Annotated in this window: 13 protein-coding genes; 3 read left to right on the top strand and 10 right to left on the bottom strand. The window is 45.3% G+C overall.

The window, feature by feature from the left end; genetic code table 11:
- Positions 1-104: 104 nt before the first annotated feature.
- The 8 genes from EXU57_RS00535 to EXU57_RS00500 all read right to left on the bottom strand — a co-directional run bounded on the left by EXU57_RS00535 (position 105) and on the right by EXU57_RS00500 (position 14,685).
- Positions 105-950 carry a M57 family metalloprotease gene (locus tag EXU57_RS00535; RefSeq protein WP_133266214.1) on the bottom strand — a complete coding sequence of 282 codons (846 nt, stop codon included), beginning with the start codon at positions 948-950 and terminating at the stop codon, positions 105-107.
- A gap of 538 nt (positions 951-1,488) precedes the next feature.
- Positions 1,489-2,484 (bottom strand): glycoside hydrolase family 43 protein, encoded by a 996-nt coding sequence (locus EXU57_RS00530; RefSeq protein WP_133266213.1) that lies wholly within the window; start codon positions 2,482-2,484, stop codon positions 1,489-1,491.
- Positions 2,485-2,550: 66 nt separating this feature from the next.
- Positions 2,551-3,210 carry a basic secretory protein-like protein gene (locus EXU57_RS00525; RefSeq protein ID WP_133266212.1) on the bottom strand — a complete coding sequence of 220 codons (660 nt, stop codon included), beginning with the start codon at positions 3,208-3,210 and terminating at the stop codon, positions 2,551-2,553.
- A 225-nt stretch (positions 3,211-3,435) separates the two neighbouring features.
- Positions 3,436-5,727 (bottom strand): GH92 family glycosyl hydrolase, encoded by a 2,292-nt coding sequence (locus EXU57_RS00520; RefSeq protein ID WP_133266211.1) that lies wholly within the window; start codon positions 5,725-5,727, stop codon positions 3,436-3,438.
- A 443-nt stretch (positions 5,728-6,170) separates the two neighbouring features.
- Positions 6,171-7,820 (bottom strand): RagB/SusD family nutrient uptake outer membrane protein, encoded by a 1,650-nt coding sequence (locus EXU57_RS00515; protein WP_133266210.1) that lies wholly within the window; start codon positions 7,818-7,820, stop codon positions 6,171-6,173.
- A gap of 10 nt (positions 7,821-7,830) precedes the next feature.
- Positions 7,831-10,824 carry a SusC/RagA family TonB-linked outer membrane protein gene (locus tag EXU57_RS00510; RefSeq protein WP_133266209.1) on the bottom strand — a complete coding sequence of 998 codons (2,994 nt, stop codon included), beginning with the start codon at positions 10,822-10,824 and terminating at the stop codon, positions 7,831-7,833.
- 904 nt (positions 10,825-11,728) lie between these two features.
- Entirely contained in the window at positions 11,729-12,853 is a 1,125-nt protein-coding gene (locus EXU57_RS00505) for an AI-2E family transporter (RefSeq protein WP_133266208.1), read from the bottom strand.
- 329 nt (positions 12,854-13,182) lie between these two features.
- The gene (locus EXU57_RS00500) at positions 13,183-14,685 is read right to left on the bottom strand and encodes a flavin-containing monooxygenase (protein WP_133266207.1); all 1,503 of its coding nucleotides are present in this window, start codon (positions 14,683-14,685) and stop codon (positions 13,183-13,185) included.
- Between the two features lie 426 nt (positions 14,686-15,111).
- Here EXU57_RS00500 and EXU57_RS00495 point away from each other — a divergent pair, with 426 nt between their 5' ends.
- The 3 genes from EXU57_RS00495 (at position 15,112) to EXU57_RS00485 (ending at position 18,754) form a co-directional block, all read left to right on the top strand.
- A complete protein-coding gene (locus tag EXU57_RS00495) occupies positions 15,112-16,017 on the top strand; it encodes a class I SAM-dependent methyltransferase (RefSeq protein ID WP_133266206.1) in 906 nt (301 codons plus the stop codon).
- Between the two features lie 171 nt (positions 16,018-16,188).
- A complete protein-coding gene (locus EXU57_RS00490) occupies positions 16,189-17,976 on the top strand; it encodes a histidine kinase (RefSeq protein ID WP_133266205.1) in 1,788 nt (595 codons plus the stop codon).
- Between the two features lie 19 nt (positions 17,977-17,995).
- On the top strand, positions 17,996-18,754 hold the full coding sequence (locus EXU57_RS00485; RefSeq protein WP_133266204.1) for a LytR/AlgR family response regulator transcription factor: 759 nt from the start codon (positions 17,996-17,998) through the stop codon (positions 18,752-18,754).
- 137 nt (positions 18,755-18,891) lie between these two features.
- On the opposite strand, the gene EXU57_RS00480 is transcribed toward EXU57_RS00485, so the two are convergent.
- Entirely contained in the window at positions 18,892-20,544 is a 1,653-nt protein-coding gene (locus EXU57_RS00480; RefSeq protein WP_133266203.1) for a hybrid sensor histidine kinase/response regulator, read from the bottom strand.
- 81 nt (positions 20,545-20,625) lie between these two features.
- Positions 20,626-21,246 carry a XylR N-terminal domain-containing protein gene (locus tag EXU57_RS00475; RefSeq protein WP_133266202.1) on the bottom strand — a complete coding sequence of 207 codons (621 nt, stop codon included), beginning with the start codon at positions 21,244-21,246 and terminating at the stop codon, positions 20,626-20,628.
- Between the last annotated feature and the right edge of the window lie 133 nt (positions 21,247-21,379).

Raw genomic sequence — 21,379 nt, 5'->3', positions numbered from 1 at the left:
AAAGGTCTTGCTTCATAAATAAACGTTCTGGCGCTATACCAGGAATCTTTCTTAAACAAAAATCCCCTCCCGTTATGGGAAGGGATTTTACCCTATAGTCAGAACTAATAAACTTCTCTTAATGCAGTTTGGTCAGCAGTGGTGAATCCAGGGTTGCCGTTTGTACAAGCCATCATCCATGAATTGTTGCTTCCACTTACATTCGTTGGTGTTCCGGCAATGTGAACGGCTCCAATTGAGCCTGCCGACTCTCCTCCTCCGGGTCCGCAACTAGCCCTGGTTTTATAATCGGTATGCCTGAACCCGATACAATGTCCAATTTCATGTGCAATAACTTCGTCGGCCTTGTTTGCATCACTGATATATGATGTTGCACAGCTACTGTTACTTAATGTGAAACCCTTGGAAGGGTTACCATCCGATGTTGGAAACCCGGATGCCTGTCCGAGGATACAACCTCCACCTGAGGTACCCAGGTTGGAAGCAGTAACAACAATGTCGCCACCGGTGCTTACCCGCTGCAACCTTATCCTGAGGTTATAGCTGTTGTATCTCGCAATCGATTGGTCGAGACCGGTTGAGTAGTAAGCCGGGAAACCGTCTGTTAAGCGTACGGTTATTGTTCGGCTGCCTGTAGCCGGTGCCGTTACAATGTTGTAAGTGCGGTAATGTTCTTCATTAGCTACGATAAAGTTGTGGCTCGGTGTGGCACCTGCCATTTCCTGCAGCTGCGCCCTTGTTAATAAAATATCGCCTTCAATAAGGTAACTGCCGCTACTGGTCTTTTCCGCCCAGTTGCTGTTAAACCCGGCTGCTGAAACCAGCGCTTTCTCATCCTGCCTGAGTAAGCTTTCATTAGCTGAAACAGATTCCGCCTTTTTACAGCTTCCAAATGTAGCTGCCACCATCAGACCTAAAACTGCCGAAGAAATTGGAGTAGAAATTCTCATGTGGATTATGTGGTTTTTAGTTAAGAATAAGTTAAGACAATCTAACTTTTATTTTCAAACCTCCAAGTTTATTGGTGAGATATTTCAAAGTTATTTCTGCAGCAACTTCGGCGTTTGGCTGCCAGGAGAAAGGTTTAAAGTAGAAATTGATCAAACCACCCGGCAACCAGGTTACCGGTTGTACTTGCGCAAATAAGACGATGGAATTTTGAAGATTGAAACCCTGTTTGCACCAGCTTTGCCAATTGTAATCCGACTGTTTGTGGTGCACCAATCTCGTTTTACAACATAAAGTCGCGCAGGTACAAGCGCCCAGTTTCATGTAGCCAAATAGTGGACTTATCTATTACCAAAAACTTTTCCGGAATTAGAACGGATTACTAAAAACGGAGTGCCTTCCACTGGATAATCTGCGGCGATGGGTAACCAGGAAGAATAGTTTATACTGGAGAATCTTTGTTCTAGCAAAATTGAAAGAAATTGCCTGAACGCGTCAGCTAAAAATATAAATGCTACGGTTGGAATGTAAATTATTTCACTATTTAATCGCAAGTGCTTTCACCCCTATATGGGTCATCTTTACGGGCTTAATAAATCCCTTCTCATCAAATAACATCTCATCTATACAAGTAACCCGGTGATTGCCATTTGTCTCACCAAGCGGACGACGATGGTACACAATAAACCACTTATCTTTTTTGGTATTGTGGATCACCGAATGATGTCCTGCCCCGGTTGCAATGGTTGAGTCTTGTTGTAGTATCTTACCTACTCTTTCAAACGGTCCGAAGGGTGAGTCGGCAATAGCATATGCTACAGAATAGTTCGGCCCTGTCCAGCCACCTTCCGACCACATGAAATAATACCTGCCGTCTTTGATAAACATAAAAGGCCCTTCCACATAGCCTTTTGGTGTAATCTCTTTAAACGTGGTACCGTCAGCATAAGGAATAAGCCCGGTAAAATCATCTTTAAGTTTGGCGATATTGCAATGCCGCCACCCCCCGTAAATGATATAGTACTGTCCGTCTTTGTCGTGGAAAACAAATTGATCAATTGGCTGGGCGCCGTTGTAAAACTTATCAATTAACGGTTTACCCAGGTAATCAATAAAAGGTCCGGCAGGATTATCGGCAACGGCAACACCAATACCGCCCTGCTGTTCGTTATTCTGTATATCATTTGCACCGAAAAACAAATAGTACTTGCCGCCTTTTGCTACGATAGCAGGTGCCCACACCGCCCGTTTTGCCCATTTAACATTTACGGTATCCAATATACGGTTGTGCTTCGTCCAGTTAACCAGATCAGGCGAAGAAAACGCATCAAAAAATACCTGGTCCTTGTAAGGCGCAGAATAGGTAGGATATACCCAGTATTTGTTTCCAAAAATTGCACCTTCCGGATCGGCATACCAGCCCTCGGCAATCGGATTGCCCGAAGTGGTCTTCTTTGTGCCTTGCTGGTGCGACGAACGGGAACATGCCTGTAAAATAAGCAGGATCACAAATACATAACAGGAGTTCCTAAACATACCAGCAAGTTTTTATAAGGATAATCAACGATTAATAAGCATTACTTACAAATAGCAAGTTTGAAATTACTTTGCCTGGGTATAAGCTGTCCAAAGTTCGTCCAGTGTTTTACCGGTTAACGTCTCCCAGGTCTGGGCCGTATATGTATGTGCACGCATAATGCCATCCAGCTTTTTTACGATACCTGCATGAACATTGGTTTCAAGCCAGTTTAAAAAACGGGCAGTTACCCGGTAACTGTTGGTATAATTTTGACCTTCTTTCCATGGTGTTAATGCCCACTTAGCGCGGGCATTATCGACCCCGAACTTGAAACGCGCATAATCTGCAATGCCCTCCGTAAGCCAGCCGGGCCCCGTACTTCTTCCATAATTCTGCACGATATGCATTACTTCATGCGTAACCACATCGATGTCTTCAGGGTGCTTTTGCATCCATCCCGAACTAAAAACAACGCGCCCCGAACTGGTTGCAGCTACGCCCTTGTAAGCCGTGTCAACTTTAAACTTCACCTCGCGTGCTGTAGCGGGGTTGTATTCTTCAGCAAGCTTCGGATACACTTCGAAAAACGTTTCGATTAACCGTTGCTTTAGCCCCGGATCAAGTTCGGCGTAATTACTTTCAAAAGTAAGCGTATAGCCATTTCTTGTAACTACTTCCTGCGCTGCCAGGCCATTGCTAAAAAGCAAAAACGCCAGGAGCGATCTACTAAAAAGTTTCTTCATAATTAATGTCAGGTAAATTTAATTGAAGTGAACAGAAAACAACAGCTACATATGGTTGTCGTGCACCTCATCCAAAAAAATTATTCAGGTCGAAATTTAAGACCTTACTTGCTTCAAGATATTCTCACCTCTTATTAAAATCTCTACCGGTAACGACAAGTTCCTCAAATATTTTATTCCAGGCAGCAACCAGCTCAACCTTTCAACTAATTAACTAATCCACTATCACCGTTGCTCGTTCGAAAATGAATAAGGGAAAGCGTTGGCAGATGTACCCCTCGCCATGTTTGGCTGGCTTTCCATCATAAAATTGATTACCCCACCCTTTTGCAATTCAGCATGCGAGAGCCAGTTTTTATCCCATGCTTTTCCATTTAATTGTACGCTTTGTATGTATTTGTTTTTATCTGAATTGTTCTGCGCATTAATCACCAGTTGTTTTCCGTTTGCCAATGTAACCGTCACCTTTTTAAATAGAGGGGTTCCCAATACGTATTGATCCGTGCCAGGGCAAACAGGATAAAATCCCATTGCAGAAAAAACATACCATGCGGATGTCTGGCCATTATCTTCATCGCCGCAGTAACCATCTGGTGTCGCTTTATAAAGCCGCTCCATTGTTTCTCTTGCCCAAAATTGTGCTTTCCAGGGCTGACCGGCGTAGTTGTATAAATAGATCATGTGTTGTATGGGTTGGTTGCCGTGTGCATACTGACCCATACCTGCAATTTGCATTTCCCTGATTTCATGTATAACCCCTCCATAGGCACTTTCATCAAATAGCGGCGGCATGGCAAATACAGAGTCAAGCATGCCTGCAAACTGCGCGTTTCCGCCCATCAACTTTTTTAGCCCTTCAATGTCGTGGAACACGCTCCAGCTATAATGCCAGCTATTGCCTTCTGTAAAATCTCCACCCCACTTTAAGGGATTGAAGGGGGTTTGAAAACTGCCATCCACTTTTTTGCCACGCATCAGTTTTGTTTCAGGATCAAACAGGTTGCGGTAATTCTGTGAGCGTTTAGCATAAAGGTCTATTTCTTCCTTCGGACGGTTTAATGCTTTGGCAAGCTGGTAAATGGTAAAGTCATCGTAAGCATATTCGAGTGTGCGCGCTGCACTTTCGTTAACCTTTACATCGTTGGGTACATAACCGAGTTCGTTGTAGTGTTTAACACCGGCGCGTCCAATGGCTGTAATCGGCCCCTCGTTGTTTGCGCCGTGTAACAGCGCATCGTATAGTTTATTGATGTCGTAACCACGTAGTCCCTTTATGTAGGCATCCGCAACAACCGATGCTGAGTTATTACCAACCATAATGTTAGCATAACCCGGGCTCGACCACTCGGGCAACCATCCACCTTCTTTGTAATCATTGATCAGCCCCTCCTGCATTTCTTTATTGATTGCCGGATAAGCAAAATTCAGGAAAGGGTAAAGCGCACGAAAAGTATCCCAAAAGCCCGTGCCTGCAAACATGTATCCCGGCAACGTTTCACCAGTATAAGGGCTCCAGTGCACCATCTTGCCTGCAGCGTCAAACTCGTACAAACGCTGTGGAAACTGTAGTGCGCGGTACAAACAGGAGTAGAATGTTTTCGTTTGCTCAGTTGTTCCACCTTCAACCAGGATTTTGCTCAACTGCGTGTTCCACGTGGCTTTTGCTTTGCGTGCAGTTGCGTCAAAGTTATCACTGCCAAGTTCGCGTTTCAGGTTTAACTCAGCTTGCTCCTGGCTGATAAAAGACGATGCCACACGCAAGTGTACCTGCTCCCCTTTTCTTGTTTTAAAACCTATTATTCCACCGGCATGCCGGGCTGTTGTTTCAAGCGAATCTTTCACCAGTGTACTGTCATGCCATGCATACGATACATCAAAGCCTTTATCGATATAGATAACAAAGTAGTTCTTAAAATTTTTCAGGGGGCCCCTGCTGTACCGGGTAGTATAGCCAACGATCTTTTTTTCCGCAGATATAATTTTTACGTGGGAGCCCCTGTCAAATGCATCTACAACAATAAAAGAACTATCAGTCGAGGGGAATGTAAACCGAAATTGGGCGGCTCTTTCGGTTGGTGTAATTTCGGTAGTAACATCAGCATCGGCAAGGTATAAGCTATAATAATAGGGCTTCGAAATTTCCGCTTTATGCGAAAACCAGCTTGCCCGCTCGTCTTCCCTAAACTTCAGTTTACGCGTTACCGGCATAATTGCAAATTGCCCGTAATCATTCATCCATGGCGATGGCTGGTGCGTTTGTTTAAAGCCCCGGATCTTATCGGCGCTGTATTGGTACATCCACCCATTACCCATTTGGCCGGTTTGTGGCGACCAAAAGTTCATTCCCCACGGAACACATATCGAGGGATAAGTGTTGCCATTAGACAGGCTTGGTTTCGAGTCTGTACCCATCAGAGGGTTTACCCATTCAACCGGGTCGGAAACTTTCGTTACAAGCTGGCCAATACTGTTGTTGATTGTAAATAGGGCAAACAATGCCAACCATAGATTCTTCATAGTCGTACTAAATTTTAAACATACCCGGTCCGGTTTCCAATTTACGCTCCCGGGCTGATAAGCATTTTCTTTGGGGCTTTCAACCACATCTATATCCAGGCTGCAACCCGGGCTATCCGCTGCAAATCCGCCACAAGGCCCTGCCACAGATCCTTCAGCGTGTTTTCCGCTCCTATCCCGCAGCCCTTCGGCAATTGTACAAAAATCTGCTTACGGTACTGCTAATATAACCGTTCTTCCCATGCGGGCAGATTACCGCTGCCGGGGTTTTTTGAGCTGAATATTGTATTGTCGTACAAGGAAGATCGGAAGGGCTCAAATGCCGGGTCCATAGAAAGTTATTGCAGTAGCCGAATTAGTATTGCTGAAGCGGTTAAACATCTTCATTTAACAAACAAAACTGCTGGCCACCAGAGCCAGCAGTTTTTAAAATGTTGTTGGGGTTAATAGCCGGGATTTTGTTTCAGCCCCGGGTTAAGTGTGATCTGCCTGTTAGGTATTGGCAACAGTTCCTTGTTCTTATCGTTTGTTGCTTTATGATCCCACCATTCTGTAGTTACAAACTTATCAAAGCGGATCAGGTCTTGCCGGCGAAAGCCTTCGAAGATAAACTCGCGACCGCGTTCCATCAGTAATTCATCAAGCGTTAATGTTGCAGGTGTATAAGCTTCGGTTGCCCAATCTGCAGCACTAAACGACCTGCGTTTACTTGCATTTACAAGATCAACAGCTTCCTGGTTTGCGTTACCATTGTTTTTACGCATGATGGCCTCAGCTTTTGCGAAGTTCACCCATGTTAAACGGTAAAGCGACCAATCGACAGCCTGGTAGTTTGTTGCATCTGTTGTTAAGCCGAGCTTGTATTTATTAAAACGTACACCACTGTTTTCTTCTCCCGTGGTCATGTTTGAAGGAAGACTGTTTGGATCCTGTCCAGGTTGTAAGGAAGAGTTCCTGCGAACGTTGTCTACAAAAACCAGTGGTCTTCCAAAATATTCACGGCCATTTGTACCCGTAACAGCGGTTGTAGTTCCATATACGAACTGCGGCCCGATCAGGAACCATTCTTTCTTACGCAGGTCCGTATTTTTATAAAAGCCATCGTACACGCCGGGAATGACAATTACACCATTGTTACCATTACGTGTTGAGCCGTTGATCTGCCTTTGATTGAAGTGGTAAAAGTCGCCGGGCCACTGCGGAGCTGAACTTCCTTTTGGCGGATCGTAGGTGATTGATAACAGGATTTCTTTTGACTTTGTACTGTTTCTCGGACTGTAAGTATCGATGATGTTTGGGTCAAGAGCAACTGCGCCCGCTTGTCCGCCGGCTTCGCCGGAGATGATTTTATTACAGGCTGCAATACAATCATCCCAGCGTGGTGTTCCGGTCCACTTGGCAGCATTCAGGTACAACTCAACAAGCATAGCATATGCACCGGCACGGTTCATCCGGCCGACCATAGATGGTGAAAGCACCGGTATTTTTTCTATATTTTCTTTGATGTCCGTCTCCAGAAATTTAAATACGTCGGCACGCGACTGAGTTGGAATATTTAATTCACCAACGGTTATTGCAACAGGAACATTACCCCATAGGTCCATGATCTTTAGCAAGGTGAAGTCACGAAACAATTTCAGTTCTGCAACGTAGGCATCCTTTTCTTCCTGGGTGATCCCCATTTGAGCAAGGCTTCGTTTCTCGAGGTTTTCAATTGGCTGGTTACATAAGCCAAGCCCCCACCACATCAGGCGCCATGGGCCCCAAACGGCTTCGTCGTCGTTGGTCCATTGATGGTAATGATCCCTGATCCAGTTGCCCCCATCCTGGCCATCAATACCCTTTACCGGCCATGCAAGCTGATCTGCAGACAATTCACTTACCCGCCACCAGCCATTTTGGCCCGGGGTTGTCCATGCATTGGCATGTGTATACGGGCGCAATACTGCGGAGAGCACCTCGCTTTTGGTGTTGTAATAGTTTTCGGCAACATACCTGCTGTACACCTTCTCATCCAGTTTTGTACAGGAATTTATGCTGACTAAAGGCAGGATGAGTGCTGCGTATTTTGCTATCGTTTTCAAATTTTTCATGTTGGTTGATTTAGAAGCCTACGTTTAAACCGATTAAATAAGACCGTGTTCTTGGGTATGGTCCGCGGCTATCCATTCCCGGAGCTTGTCCCTGGTCGTTTGAAAATACATCGTTGATAAAATCCGGATCGTTACCGGTGTATTTCGTGAATGTCGCCAGGTTTTGGCCGGTTGCATAAATCCTCAGGTTCCGGATGTAGGAACTGTTGAGGTTAAAGTTGTAACCTAAAGTGATTTCATCAACTTTTACATAGTCACCTTTTTCAATATAATAATCGGAGTATTGGTAGGTATCCCTTAAATCAGCATTTCTTGTAAATGTGCTTCGCAGTACATTACCAGGCAATACTGCCCTTGTGCCATAACCAAGCTCGTTAACGTTAAGAATATTAAAACCAAACTTTCCGCGTAAAAACAACCTGAGGTCAAGATTTCCATACCGGAAGCTGTTGGTCCATGAAGCATAGTATTTGGGAATACCATTACCGATAACTGCCAGGTCCGTCACCGATTGATCATTCGACGTATTGATCTGGTTAAATGGCACAGTGGTTTTTCCATCGCGCTTGTAAAACAACCAGGTTCCGTTTGGTGCAAAACCGGCAAACTTTTTACCATAGAAGTTGCCTATTACATCACCTTCGGCTGTGCGTACTGCGCGCCCAAGTGCTCCTGCACCAGGTATGTCGCCAAAGGTTTGCGGATTACCACGAAAGCCCACTGCATTAAACTTGGTGAGTTTGCTGGTAGCATGACTTGCAGCAAGGTCCATATCCCAGTTAAACTTACCTCTCTTTAATACCATAGCACTCAACGTAAGCTCAACACCGTTGTTTTGAATGGTGCCAACGTTCGCCAAAACAGTCTCCCTTACAAACCCAGGCAGCTGTGTATCGAAAGTGCCTAAGAGGTCAACCGTGTTCCTGCGATAAACATCAATGGCTCCGGTGAGCCTGTTACCAAGGAAAGCAAAATCAACACCAAGGTTCAGCTCTTTTTTCTTTTCCCACCTGAGGTCTGGATTTGGATTCCTGTCGGGCCCATACGTTTGACGCCAAACGCCATCAGGGTACAGGTAAGTATTACCCGTACTTAGCGTAGTAAGCGAGGAATAATTGGCGAAGCCCTGGTTTCCGGTGATGCCATATCCTGCGCGAAGCTTCAGGTTATTAATAAACCTCACACTGCTCATAAAGTTTTCTCGTGAAATATTCCAACCTACTGAGGCTGCGGGAAAGTTACCCCACTTGTTGTTGGCGCCAAATCTTGATGAACCTTCGCGACGGATGATAAATGTAGCGAGGTATTTGCCGTTGAATGCATAGTTGGCCCGGCCAAAAAATGCAATCAACTTATTGTCTTCTTTGGAGCTTCCCATACCTGCCCTGAAGGTAGCGTTTGCGTTCAGGCCTGTTCCTGCGTTAAGATTGTTTTCCTGGAAGATATCGTTGAGAAAACCAACGTTGGATGCATTAAATGAAGAGCCGACATTATACTGGTAGCTGTATCCTGCCAATGCAGTAATGACGTGCTTATCGGCAATGTTCTTATTGTAATTAATGGTGGGTTCAAAGGCGTAATTATTTTCAAGAAACGAACCTTTGTAAGCATAACCGCCACCACCTAAGTCGAGTACCGAGGAGCGTGAGGCAAGCAGGCGGTACTGGTCATCAACGTAGGTGTTTCTTTGCAACGACCCGAACACCGATGCCGACAATCCTTCATAAATATCAAGGGTCATCTTTGCATCCAGCGAAGTAGTTTGTTGTGTTCTCCAACTAGTTTCCTGGCTCAGGCGTGCAAGCGGGTTAGCAGTTGTGGCGTCTTCAGCAAAAGTACCGTCAGGCTTGTATATTGGTGCAGTAGGATTCCGTGTAAGCGCGGTTTCCCAGTTAATGCCATTACCCAGCAGGTTCGCCCTGTTGAAATTGGTGGCAACATTTACCTGGGCAGAGAGGCGGTCGTTAAATCCTTTTTGGCTGATGCTTAAGCGCCCGCCATAGTTGGCCCGGCCGCTTTGTTTTGCGATCCCTTGCAAATCCTGGTAAAACATACTCACGCGGTAGTTCGTTTTACCGCTTCCTCCGGAGAGTGCGAGGTTGTGGTATTGACTCAGGTTTTCTTTGTTTAGAAGCGCATCATACATATCATCTGAAGAACCGAGGTCGAAGTTGGTTCCGATCACCCCTTCCGCGATTTTAGCACGGTATTCGGATGCGTTAAGAAATTCCGGTCTGGACGACAAAGACTCTTTCCGGAAGTAGGTGGCGTAGTCGAAACGTGCGGGACCTTCTCTACCCTTTTTGGTTGTAACCAGGATAACACCGCCATTTGCCCGGGTACCATAGATAGCGGCAGCCGAACCATCTTTAAGTACGTCGATAGAGGCAATATCGTCTTGTTGAAGCAGGTCAAGATTTCCGCCGGGAATTCCATCTATTACAATCAACGGGGAATTACTGCCCTGCAGGGAAGTTGCACCCCGGAGGATGATTGCTGCACCTGAGTTGGGGTTATTGCTTGTACGGGTGATCGTTAAACCCGCAACCTTACCCTGGATGAGATCGAGCGGGTTGCGGGCGCCGCCTGATCTGAAGTCTTCCGGTTTTACGGTTGCTGTTGCAGAGGTAACTTCTCCTCTTCTTTGGGTGCCGTAGCCGACTACCACTACTTCATCCAGGGATTTCGTACCGTACTGAAGGGCAACCGAAATGTTGTTAGCACTGCCGGCCGCGATTTCCTGGGTACCATAACCTACTGAAGAAAAAATAAGGGTTTTCGCGTTTGCCGGCACACTAATCGAAAAGGAGCCATCGCCCGACGTAGCAGAACCGATTGTTGTACCCCTTACGGTAACTGTTACACCGGATATTCCTTCACCCGTTTTGGCGTCGGTTACCTTACCGGTTATTGTACGATTTTGCGCAAAAACACCTTGCGCCAAAAAGAGAAGTACCAAACACGCAAGAAGGTGATGTTGGATACTGAAGTAAATTTTTTTCATTCGTTAAGTTGTGTTTTGATGATTTTTGGCAAGCTATTTTGGTAGAACTGATGTTGAACTACACAGCAGTAAGCCAGCAAACCATGAATAGCAGGCACAAGGAGGCCGCAAGCTGATGATACTGTTTGCTGGGTAGTGGTACCCGCCCTGAACTTGTATTATGTAAGTGCGGCTAAGATGAATTGAAGCAAATGAGCATTTGCGGGCTTGGGCAGCTGATGAACATAGAACGGCTCTTCGGGAGGTGTTTCACCGGGATCATATAATTTTTTAGGTTGAAGTATACGGGCAAAACAAAGCTTGCGTTGCCCGTTAAAAAATTAAAGTCACTGTTATACTTTCAGGCTAACCTGATGAATATTAGTTCAGCTAATCTTATGGGATTTGGATTTGTTGGGTTTACTGTCCCTTCTTTGGTGTTTGTTCCGCGCACGCTTGATTTTCCTTCCGCTAATCCTGACATGTTCAAATTGCCGGCAATAGGAACACGGGAGAAACCGGGTAAGCCTGGGAACAAAATTATGGTGATTATTTGCGCTTGTAATCTTACATTAAATTTTGCAAATTGGAACCAACGATTTTGTTTTTTGTTTTAGTGGCGTTCCTGGAAAAATGGCCGGATCGTCAATGCCCAGGTGATAAGGCGTACCAGGGGAAAGGGCTTTGCGGTACTAACCACCCACAATACAAGACGGAAATTGGGAATCTAAAAGAATTGATTAGTGCAGATATTTTAATAACGATGTAGCGGTCAAAATACTTCGTGCATAATGCACCAACTCTGCTGTGAGGACAGTGGGATAAGCGATCAACATCGTTAGGTCTGTTTCTGTATAGCCGGGCAGAATCTGTTTATCGCGCACGAGGTAAACCAAGCGAAACGGCTTGCATTTACTGATGGGGTTTATTTCCTAAAGAGGGTCTTAAGCTTGCCCGTAAGACCCTTGAGTTTCTGCTTCATGCCGGATTCTTCCTCTTCTTTATCCTGGCCGACCAGGTAACCATAAGGCTTAAGGGATTCCACGTGGTCAAAAACGATTTTTGCCATTCCCAATAAGGGTATTGCCAGCACCATGCCCGCAATGCCCCACAGAGTCTCACCAGCGATTAAACCCACAATCGTAAACAAAGGATTAATACTTACCTCTGCTCCTACGATCATAGGTTCAAGAATATAACTCTGCAGAAATTGCACGACCGCATAAGTGATAAGTATACCGATAATGAGGTTGGAGCCTCCCCCACCCTGGGCAAGCGACATGATCAAGGTAAGTGCTGTGCCAAATAGGTTACCAACAAAGGGCACGATTTCAAGTACCCCACAAAGGATAGCAAAAAAGATTGCATTCTTTACACCCACTATCGAGAAGCCGATAAAGTACATCACCCACAAACACACAATCATGAAAAACATTCCGGTCAAATACTGTTGCGATACCTTCTGGGATCCATCAACGATCTCCACGGCATTGCCTTCCTGCTCCTTAGGCACCAGGCGGATGATAAAACCTTTAAGTCTTCCCCGAAAATAAATAAATAAAAAGATGTACACCAGCACCAGCAGGCTATCTGTCAGAAACCCGCCAAGTCCGGCCAGCAACCCGGTTATCATCGAGGAGGTTTTCCCCTGTGAGGATGATTGCTGCTCCTTTAACATCTGCTGCTGTTTATCGGGTGATATGCCGAGCTTTTCGCTGGTAAACTGTTGCAGTTGATGGTATTTGCTGGTAAACTGTTGTTCTATTTTGGCAGTATTACCAGCAATGTCGGCCACCTGGTAACTCACAAAAAAAATGACCAACCCAAAAAAGCTCACGAGCACAAGAATGGATGATATTATTGCCACCGCGTGGTTAACACCCTTTGATTGCAGCCATTTAGTAACAGGCAGTAACAACATCGACAGGATGGCTGCAAATGTCAGCGGTACCAGGAATGATTTAGCGTAAACGAGAATAACAACAATCAATACAAGTATGGCAAGTATTGCCGCGGCCTTAAAAACCTTTTGGTGCTTCAGTTCAATCATAGGAAAAAAGTTGGGTTCGGCGTAATTCACAAAACAGGCAACCAATTTTCAGCATGCTGTTTATGGTTGTTGATTGAAGATAAAACAAGCAATGGATTTTCAAGCCCCGGGACTAAACTTACCGCGTATTTATTTAGCGGAGTTTCGTAACCATGTTACCGCTCGTCGGCTTATGAGTAGCGTACAGGCAATAAAGAGTTGGTGCTACCCTACCTGGTGATCAAGAAATTCAAGTTTTGTTTTGAATTGCTTTGCCCTGCAAGCATGGTGGTTTATCGTGAAAACGGAAACACTTCCTTTACCTATTCTTAGGATTAAAGCCTCGTTCATCAAAATGCTTCCGCTTCCATTTCGTGCACGGCTGACTTTACCCTCGGAGGTGTAGTTTTGATTTGCAACAACCTCCGGTAGTCGCCCGGGTTTATGGGTTTGAAAAACTGGAGCGGCGACCGGCTAATGCGTGTAGGAAGCCCCATGTCGTTCATTAATTGATCAATGTGCTTAAAGTTGAACGGCGCAACACATGTACCACTGAATACTGAGGCCGATACACGGCTTCTACGCCAGTTATCCATAAATGTAATATCCTGCCGGATACGTTCACTGGTTGGAAGTTTGATCGTACCTGATGCATACGCCACAAGCCAGTGAGCCGCAACTTCTGAAGTAAGTGTACTGAAAAGGCTGGAGTTGAAACCCACAAATCCCAGTTGCGGTATGTCGGGGTTAACGATATTCCGGTATAGTTGGTAGCGTCCGCTCTCATCGACCACGAGGTTCCTATATCGTTCTTCCAGGAAAGGTAGCGACTGGCTAAAGCCCGTACCATAGATAATGAGATCCGGTGTAAGCGTTTCGCCATTCTTTAAGACCACCTTCTTTCCATCGAAGTGGTCGATAACAGTACATTTCGCAGCTATTTTACCAGTGCGCACCTTCTCGTAAAAACCTTCGGGTGCAATGCCCAGTGCGCAACTAATCTGGTCCTCAATCTTATGATCGGGGATCATATTACAGGCTTTTAGTTTGAACTGCATTTTAAGCAGCGCCTCAAGGGCTCGCCACTGTCCCCAAACCAATGGCTTACCAATAGAATGCAAGATTTTCTCGAATAATGGTTTTTCAGGCCCGTTGAAAAACGCTTCAGAAAAGCGCGAGAACAACAGGTACTTCAGATTGACCTTGTTACCAAAGAAGCGCGGAACTTTCCACTGGGCCTTCCGGTATAACAGGGTACAACTTGTGCCCAGGTCTGCAGCGAGGGTGGCAATATCTGTTGCAGACTTGGCAAAGCCCACGACAGCAACAGCCTTATTTTTTAGCAAAGACTCGTTTTTCACCTGGCTAGAATGCAGGATACTTCCGCCAGCTTCAACAAACTGCTGTGCTCCCGGGTACTCTGGAACATAGGGTTTGTGAAAGGTCCCGGTGCAAATTGCAACAAAGTCAAATGTCAACGTACCTGCATTGGTATTGTCAACATTATTGATACGCATCAACCAACGGCCATGCTCATAGCGCAGATCGGTTACCTGGGTATTAAAACGAATGTGCCTGCTGATGTCGAATGCTGCTGCATAACTTTCGAGATATGCCTGCACCTGGGCACCCGACGGCCACAAAGGATAATGGGCTGGCATGGGGAAGTCGGAGTAGGCATATTCATCGCGGGTTGTTTGGGTAGTAACCCCAAGGTATGACCGGCTTTTCTCCCAAACGCCACCAATAGATGCCGCTTTCTCGATAATTGTAACAGCATAGCCCTTGTTTAAAAAAGCTTTTGCAGTGGTGAGGCCGCTTATTCCAGCCCCGATGATTCCAACCTTTTTCATATTGCTAAGAATTATTTCCGCTAAAGTAAACCCGCTTATGTAGCGCTATTGCGGTGGTTAACGAATCCGGCAATTGGGTTAACAAAACGGCAATTACAACCCATCAACCCAGGTTTAGCAGCGCTCGGAATAGACCTTCGCGGTTTCGTGACAGCTTTACCCGATATATCATTTCTTCAAAAGACGGCCTTAAAAATTGGTCGTTATGCGTGACAACATTGTCTGGTGCTTTCATTTGCACAATCAGCGGTTTTTGTTAGCGCTCTCGAATACGACCCTGGTGCCTGTGTTAACATGCGCCTGGCACAAAGGCCTGGCATATGCGGCATATCCGTTAAGTGAAACTGCCCATCCGTTAAGCGGGTATTTTAACCAGGCGGTTTCCTCACGAGCTTTGTCTCATCAATAACCAAGAAAAATTAAAACATGAACACAGCAGTTAATACACGTACAAATGCGCTTTCCTTTTTGCAAAACATCATAAAAAAAGGAGGCCCGGAAACAGGCGAGTACGCCGTGTTGAATACAATCTTCGACGACATTTCCGCTGATTACAAATCCGGTAAAATGAGCGAACAGGAAGTACAGCTATTACAGGAGGGTTTTGGTGATGAATGCATGGAAAATACCCTCCATGGACACGTTAAACTGAAACCGTTTGGTTATGCCGGGGATTTCCTGATCATCGATAAGATCTATCGCGAGCAGGTAACTACAGATCAGCGTTTCGAAAAGTGGGACATATTCTGGAATAATCACGCTGCAGCAAGGGCAGTGCGCAATAGGAAGGACTATTTTATAAGTATGATGACCCACAAGCTGGTCACCAACCCTTCCCTGCACCTGTTAAACGTTGCGAGCGGACCAGCCCGGGATATTGCTGAACTTTATGGCACCATCGATAGTGCAAAACTCCATACGGTATGCGTAGAAGCGGATGCAACTGCAATCAACTACGCCAAAGAACTCAATGCATCCAATGCCTCAATGGTATCCTTTATACACAAAAACGTTTTTCGTTTTACCCCCGAGGACAAGTTTGATGTGGTTTGGAGTGCCGGACTGTTTGACTACTTCGACGAAAAGGTTTTTATCCGGCTGCTGACTAAATTCATGAGCTGGACAAAACAGGGTGGAGAGGTAATAATTGGAAACTTCAGCAATGAAAATCCGAGCAGGAACTATATGGAATTGGTTGGCGATTGGTATTTGCAACACCGGTCAAAAGAACAATTGGTTGAACTGGCTATAAAGGCAGGCGCAAATAAAGAACAGATCCATGTTGGTCAGGAACTGGAGGGCGTAAATCTATTTTTACACGTACAAGTTTAATTGAATTGCGAAGCTTGCGTACTAATCAGCAATGTTTCGACATTATAGAACAGGTGGTGCTCGAAACTAAGCTGAAGTACAGTTTGCAGTCTACGATCAGCACCTACCCTTTGGTCCTACATAGCAAAGAGTGCCGGGAATTTATCATCTTTAGTTATTAATAAAAGCTTATTGAAGTTTAATTGCCAATACCGCTCAGTCGCTCTTGTATTGTGCTGGATGCTGTTTCCAGCGTTGCTAACTGCACAATACCGTATAAAGGAAGATTCATGGAAAGAAACAAAGGCGAAAAAAAGGGGGGTAATCAGTGTATTGTGGTACGACATTGAGCCATTTATCTACCGTACACGCAGTGGTGAAATCATCGGGGTAGAATATGAGCTAATGGAAGGATTTAAGCCTTTTCTGAAAAAACATTATGGCGTTGACTTAGAAGTTAATTGGGTTGATGCAAAATCGTTCAAAAATATATACCCGTTTATTAGTAGGTCGCATTACAAGGGCCTGTTTGGACTTTCATTTTATTCTATCACGGACGAACGTAAGCGCGAAGTGAAATTTTCTCCGCCCTATATGCCCGATCTAAACATTGTGGTGTCTAACAACAGTTTACCTGTTTACAAAAGCGAGCATGACTTCGTCGGCGACCTTAAACGAATGAAAGGTTATACTATGGAACATACCACCATGGAAAAAGACCTTCTCAGACTTAAACAAGATTACTATCCAGAACTACCGGTCTACAACCAGGTAGATGATTACGAAGTGCTGAAACAAATTGCTACGGTACAAAATGCGTTTGGCTATGTTCCGGTAAGCATATATGTAATAGCCTTGCAACGGGGGATTAAAGTCAAGCGACAACAGGTACTTGCTACGCGCCGGGAAGGTTTTGCCGCCATATATTCAAAGGAAAGCGACTGGAGTGAACCGGTAAATAGTTATTTTAATAGTGTTGAATGCAAACTATTGGTTAACCGGCTCATTAAAAAATACCTTGGTGAAGAGGTGGCAAATATCGTATTAAACGTGTCCAACGCAGATAGCTCAAGGGGCAAGCCGGGCGATATCGAGTTACTTACAAAAGAACGCGAGATTGTTACCCAACGATTGATCGACACCGCCCTGGAAGTTCAGCGGGAAAAAACATATCGCAATATTGCACTTGCCATAGGGGCGATGGTAATCTTGTTTGCAGGTGGTCTGTACCTAAGGTTTCGCGAAAAAAAGAGACTCCACGACGAACTGAAAGAACGGAACAAGCTGATAGCGGAACAAAAGCAAACGATTGAGGGGATCAATGAACATCTAAAAATGAAGATTCTTCAAGCGAAGCTAAATCCACACTTCATTTTTAATTCACTTAATTCACTACAGTACTTTATTGGGCTAAACGACCGCAAGAGTGCATTACTTTACCTCACCCGTTTTGCCTCCTTCTTGAGAAATGTGCTTAACTATGGCGACGACCTTTTGATAACGGCAGCACAAGAAGCCGTGCTGCTTGAACAATACTTATGGCTGGAGCAATGTCGTTTCCCCGACCGCTTTGAATATAGTGTACATTTCAGTGGCAATGGTGTTACCCGTTCTGCGTTATTGCCACCAATGATGGTCCACAGCCTGGTTGAAGATGCGTTGTACCTGGGAATTTTGAATTTGGATAGTGGCGAGACCGGCAGACTGTGTATATTATTTGAGATGGCTGGAAGTCAGTTGCAGGTAACTGTTAGCGACAATGGTCTTAACCGAACCACAGCCATTGCAAGACAACAATCCAAAGGGCTGGATAATGAAATGAACGCTTCAGCTATCCTGCACAAAAGGCTCACATTGTACAACAATAATACGGAGCGCAAAATAGAAGTGGTGCATCAGGAAGAATTGCCTGCTGAAACAACATTTGTTAACGAGGTGAGGTTGCTGGTTCCCCAACCACGGGACGGCGGTAATTTATAAATAGTCAACCAATTTATATATGGTTCTGAAAGCAGTCATTGTTGATGATGAAACCAGGAGTCGTGAATTTCTGAGAACTCTTGTGGAGGAATTTTGTACCGACGTGAAAGTTGCCGGGTTGGCGGCCAACGTACCTGAAGCTGTGGCGTTGATCAACACGCATAAGCCGGACGTGGTTTTCCTCGACATCGAGCTTCAAACCGGAACGGGTTTCGATGTATTGCAGCATTTCATTGATCCACAATTCCAGGTAATCTTTACCACGGCTTACGACCACTATGCCATAAGAGCGATTAAGTTTAGCGCGATCGATTACCTGCTAAAACCAATAGATATTGAAGAGTTGCAATTAGCCATAGAAAAAGCAAAGTCGCGGGTGGAAAACAACTCCAGCAAACAAACGATCGATAGGTTATTGCAAAACATTCGCAAACCTGCAAACAGCGACTTTTCAATAACACTGGCAACATCTGAAGGACTTGAATTTGTACCAATACAAAATATAATCCGGCTGGAGGCTTCAGGACCATATACCCATTTCTTTTTAAAAGAAGGCAGAAAAATAATGGTAAGCAAAAACCTTAAAGAGTATGAAACCATGTTGGGCGATCACAATTTTTTCCGGGTACATAATTCACACATCATAAACCTAAAAGAAGTGAAAAGGATGATTAAGACTGATGGCGGGTATGCCGTGATGAATGACGAATCAACAATTGCAATTTCACCAAAAAAGCGGGACGAGTTTATGACACAAATCGGGCAAAGGTTGTTGTAACTGCCAGCCGACTAAACACCAGGCGCTACCGACAAATTGTAAGCCCACCTGTAAGTCTGGCCAGTTTTGTGCGTATTACCAATCTGATGTGGACGGGTTATAAATAGATGAAACTCCGGGATACCAAACAGGAATTGTCAGGGTTGTAGAAGTGCCAGTTCTTCCACGGCCTGCTTACAAACCTGTTCTACACGACTAAAACACTTTTTGACTTCTTCGATGTCGCCTCCTGCCCGTGCAAGTTCCTCTATACTGGTGAGGTCATGACTAACAAGTGGGCGTAATCCAAACATGCTGGTTTCACTTTTCAAAGAATGCACGGTTTTATAAATGGTTGTGTAATCCGACCGGGCTATTGCGACAGACAACTTTGAAATGTCTTTAGGGTTTTCTTCACGAAAAATCCGGATCAGATCCGACATGACAGCCGCATTGTTCCGGGTTTGTTTTTTCAAGAAGCCAAGATCGATAATAGCAACCGGGCTGTCCTCCGGGTTAACGGCTTCTGAAGATCTTTTTTCCACCAGCCAAAGCGAAAGTTTAAAAAGGAGGTCGCTTTCGGAGAATGGTTTAGCGAGGTAGTCGTTTATTCCCTGTTGAAAACACTTTTCCCGCTCGCCAGCCAGAGCGTGCGCAGTCATTGCAATGATTGGTATTGCTATCTTCATGGTATCCCGGATATAACAGGTTGCCTCATATCCATCCATTTCAGGCATTTGTATATCCATCAGGATGAGGTCGTACTGTTCCCCGCGTAGGATATCAATAGCCTGCCTGCCGTTTTCAGCAACGTCTACTATAAAGCCATTATTCTGAAGAATGATAGAGGTAAGTTTTTGATTGAGCAGTGTGTCTTCCACCAGCAGGATGCGTTTGGGTGTCGTGAAATGCAGTTGTTGACCTTCCATATCCGCCTGGACAGTTACCGCAGCATTTGCCCGGGTAACAGGTATTGTAAACTCGAAAGTTGTTCCCTGGCCGCGACAACTTTTTACCGAAATCGCTCCGCCCATTAACCCGATCAGCTGCCGGGTAATCGAGAGCCCAAGGCCTGTGCCGCCATACTTACGGGTGGTATTTGAGTCAGCCTGGGTAAACCGCTCAAAAATTGTTTCCAGCTGAAGTTCGTCGATGCCGATACCGCTGTCCTCAACCGAAAAATTCAATATAACGGAATCATTCTCCTCTTCTGCCCCGATACAGCTTACGGTAACACCGCCGGTTTCGGTAAACTTGATGGCATTGCCGATCAGGTTTAAGAGGATCTGGGTCATACGGGTAGGATCGCCGAGAACCGGGTAATTGATGGCTGAGTCCAGGAGCAAATTAAACCTCAGGCCCTTCTGCTTTGCCTCGTTGCCAAACATCAGTCGTATGCCGTGCAGGAGTTCGGCGAGATCAAATGAAACATTGTCTACGACAAACTTTCCTGCATCAAGTTTCGATAAGTCCAGAATGTTGTTGATGATAGACAGCAAATTTCGACCTGAGGTATTGATTGCTTCCAGGTACTCTTGCTGTTGTGCAGTAAGCGCAGTTTTCTTCAGCAGATCGCTAAATCCGAGGATTGTGCCCAGCGGTGTGCGTAGTTCATGACTCATATTCGCAACGAAATCCGACTTTAGTTTTGCTGACTCCTCTGCCGACAGCCGCGATTTCTGCATCTCCTCTTCTACCCTCTTTCGATCGAAAAATGTTGGCACTTCATACCGTTCGGCCCGGCCGTATTTGTAATTTGAGCGCTGATGGTACCTTTCGAGGTGAAGCTGAATTTTCTCCGGTGGCGACATAATAAACCTACACTGTTTATCTCCCCTGGCAATGCAGCTTACTTCTACTGCGGTCAGGGGTAACCCAAAGCTTTCTTCGCACTAGCCCGACGAATAGCCGGCGTTCATGATGCATACAGGAGTATCGGACCTTTTTCCCGACCGAACCCACGAGTCAGCTTCAAACGAGTAAGGATGGGTATAAAATAAAACGAAGTTTTCGTTTGGTTCAGGGTTGCTTTCACCAGAGATATCAACAAACGCCCAGCCGGTATGCGCAAACAACACAGGTCCTGCCGACAGCCGGGCAATCGGATCGCTGAGGTTCATTTTTGAATGAAAGTTTTTTGCATCGTTCATCCCGATTACGTGGGCAATATCAAAAAGAAAATTTTTGCCAATGGCAAGTGCCGCCTGTTCGCCGCGATCTGCATAAAGGTTCTGAACCGTATCAAGAAAATCCTTTGATAAGGCCGATGCTCTAACAAGAATATAACGTTGGTCGTTGATCTCTATGGTACCTTTCGTGGGGTCCATTTTCAAGTGCTTGAAGTATTCACCTACCGTTTGTTCTGCGGCATCGAAATGAGGCCTTAGTTCCTTTGGAACCACCACACAAACATCACCGGGTTTTACGTGAAACCTGCCACGAAGAACCTGGTTTTCAGCTTCGAGATCTTCGATGCGTTTGAGCAGGGAAAGTGTATCAGGCTGGTCGATCATAGCGACAAATTACAAATAAATGCCAATAGACTCTTTTAAGCCATTTTAACATGAGGGGTAAATCACCGGTGAAGTAAGGTGCGGCACTTTGTTTAACTTCGGTGTCGCAAGAAGCAGGTACAATTTTGATTTC

The sequence above is a fragment of the Segetibacter sp. 3557_3 genome, from assembly GCF_004354985.1.
Classification (GTDB): domain Bacteria; phylum Bacteroidota; class Bacteroidia; order Chitinophagales; family Chitinophagaceae; genus Segetibacter.
This window is presented reverse-complemented; position numbering and strand designations above follow the sequence as displayed.

Bases quoted from the DNA above. Each gene is read 5' to 3' on its own strand.
- EXU57_RS00535 (WP_133266214.1), bottom strand. From the start codon at position 950: ATGAGAATTTCTACTCCAATTTCTTCGGCAGTTTTAGGTCTGATGGTG.
- EXU57_RS00530 (WP_133266213.1), bottom strand. From the start codon at position 2,484: ATGTTTAGGAACTCCTGTTATGTATTTGTGATCCTGCTTATTTTACAG.
- EXU57_RS00525 (WP_133266212.1), bottom strand. From the start codon at position 3,210: ATGAAGAAACTTTTTAGTAGATCGCTCCTGGCGTTTTTGCTTTTTAGC.
- EXU57_RS00520 (WP_133266211.1), bottom strand. From the start codon at position 5,727: ATGAAGAATCTATGGTTGGCATTGTTTGCCCTATTTACAATCAACAAC.
- EXU57_RS00515 (WP_133266210.1), bottom strand. From the start codon at position 7,820: ATGAAAAATTTGAAAACGATAGCAAAATACGCAGCACTCATCCTGCCT.
- EXU57_RS00510 (WP_133266209.1), bottom strand. From the start codon at position 10,824: ATGAAAAAAATTTACTTCAGTATCCAACATCACCTTCTTGCGTGTTTG.
- EXU57_RS00505 (WP_133266208.1), bottom strand. From the start codon at position 12,853: ATGATTGAACTGAAGCACCAAAAGGTTTTTAAGGCCGCGGCAATACTT.
- EXU57_RS00500 (WP_133266207.1), bottom strand. From the start codon at position 14,685: ATGAAAAAGGTTGGAATCATCGGGGCTGGAATAAGCGGCCTCACCACT.
- EXU57_RS00495 (WP_133266206.1), top strand. From the start codon at position 15,112: ATGAACACAGCAGTTAATACACGTACAAATGCGCTTTCCTTTTTGCAA.
- EXU57_RS00485 (WP_133266204.1), top strand. From the start codon at position 17,996: ATGGTTCTGAAAGCAGTCATTGTTGATGATGAAACCAGGAGTCGTGAA.
- EXU57_RS00480 (WP_133266203.1), bottom strand. From the start codon at position 20,544: ATGTCGCCACCGGAGAAAATTCAGCTTCACCTCGAAAGGTACCATCAG.
- EXU57_RS00475 (WP_133266202.1), bottom strand. From the start codon at position 21,246: ATGATCGACCAGCCTGATACACTTTCCCTGCTCAAACGCATCGAAGAT.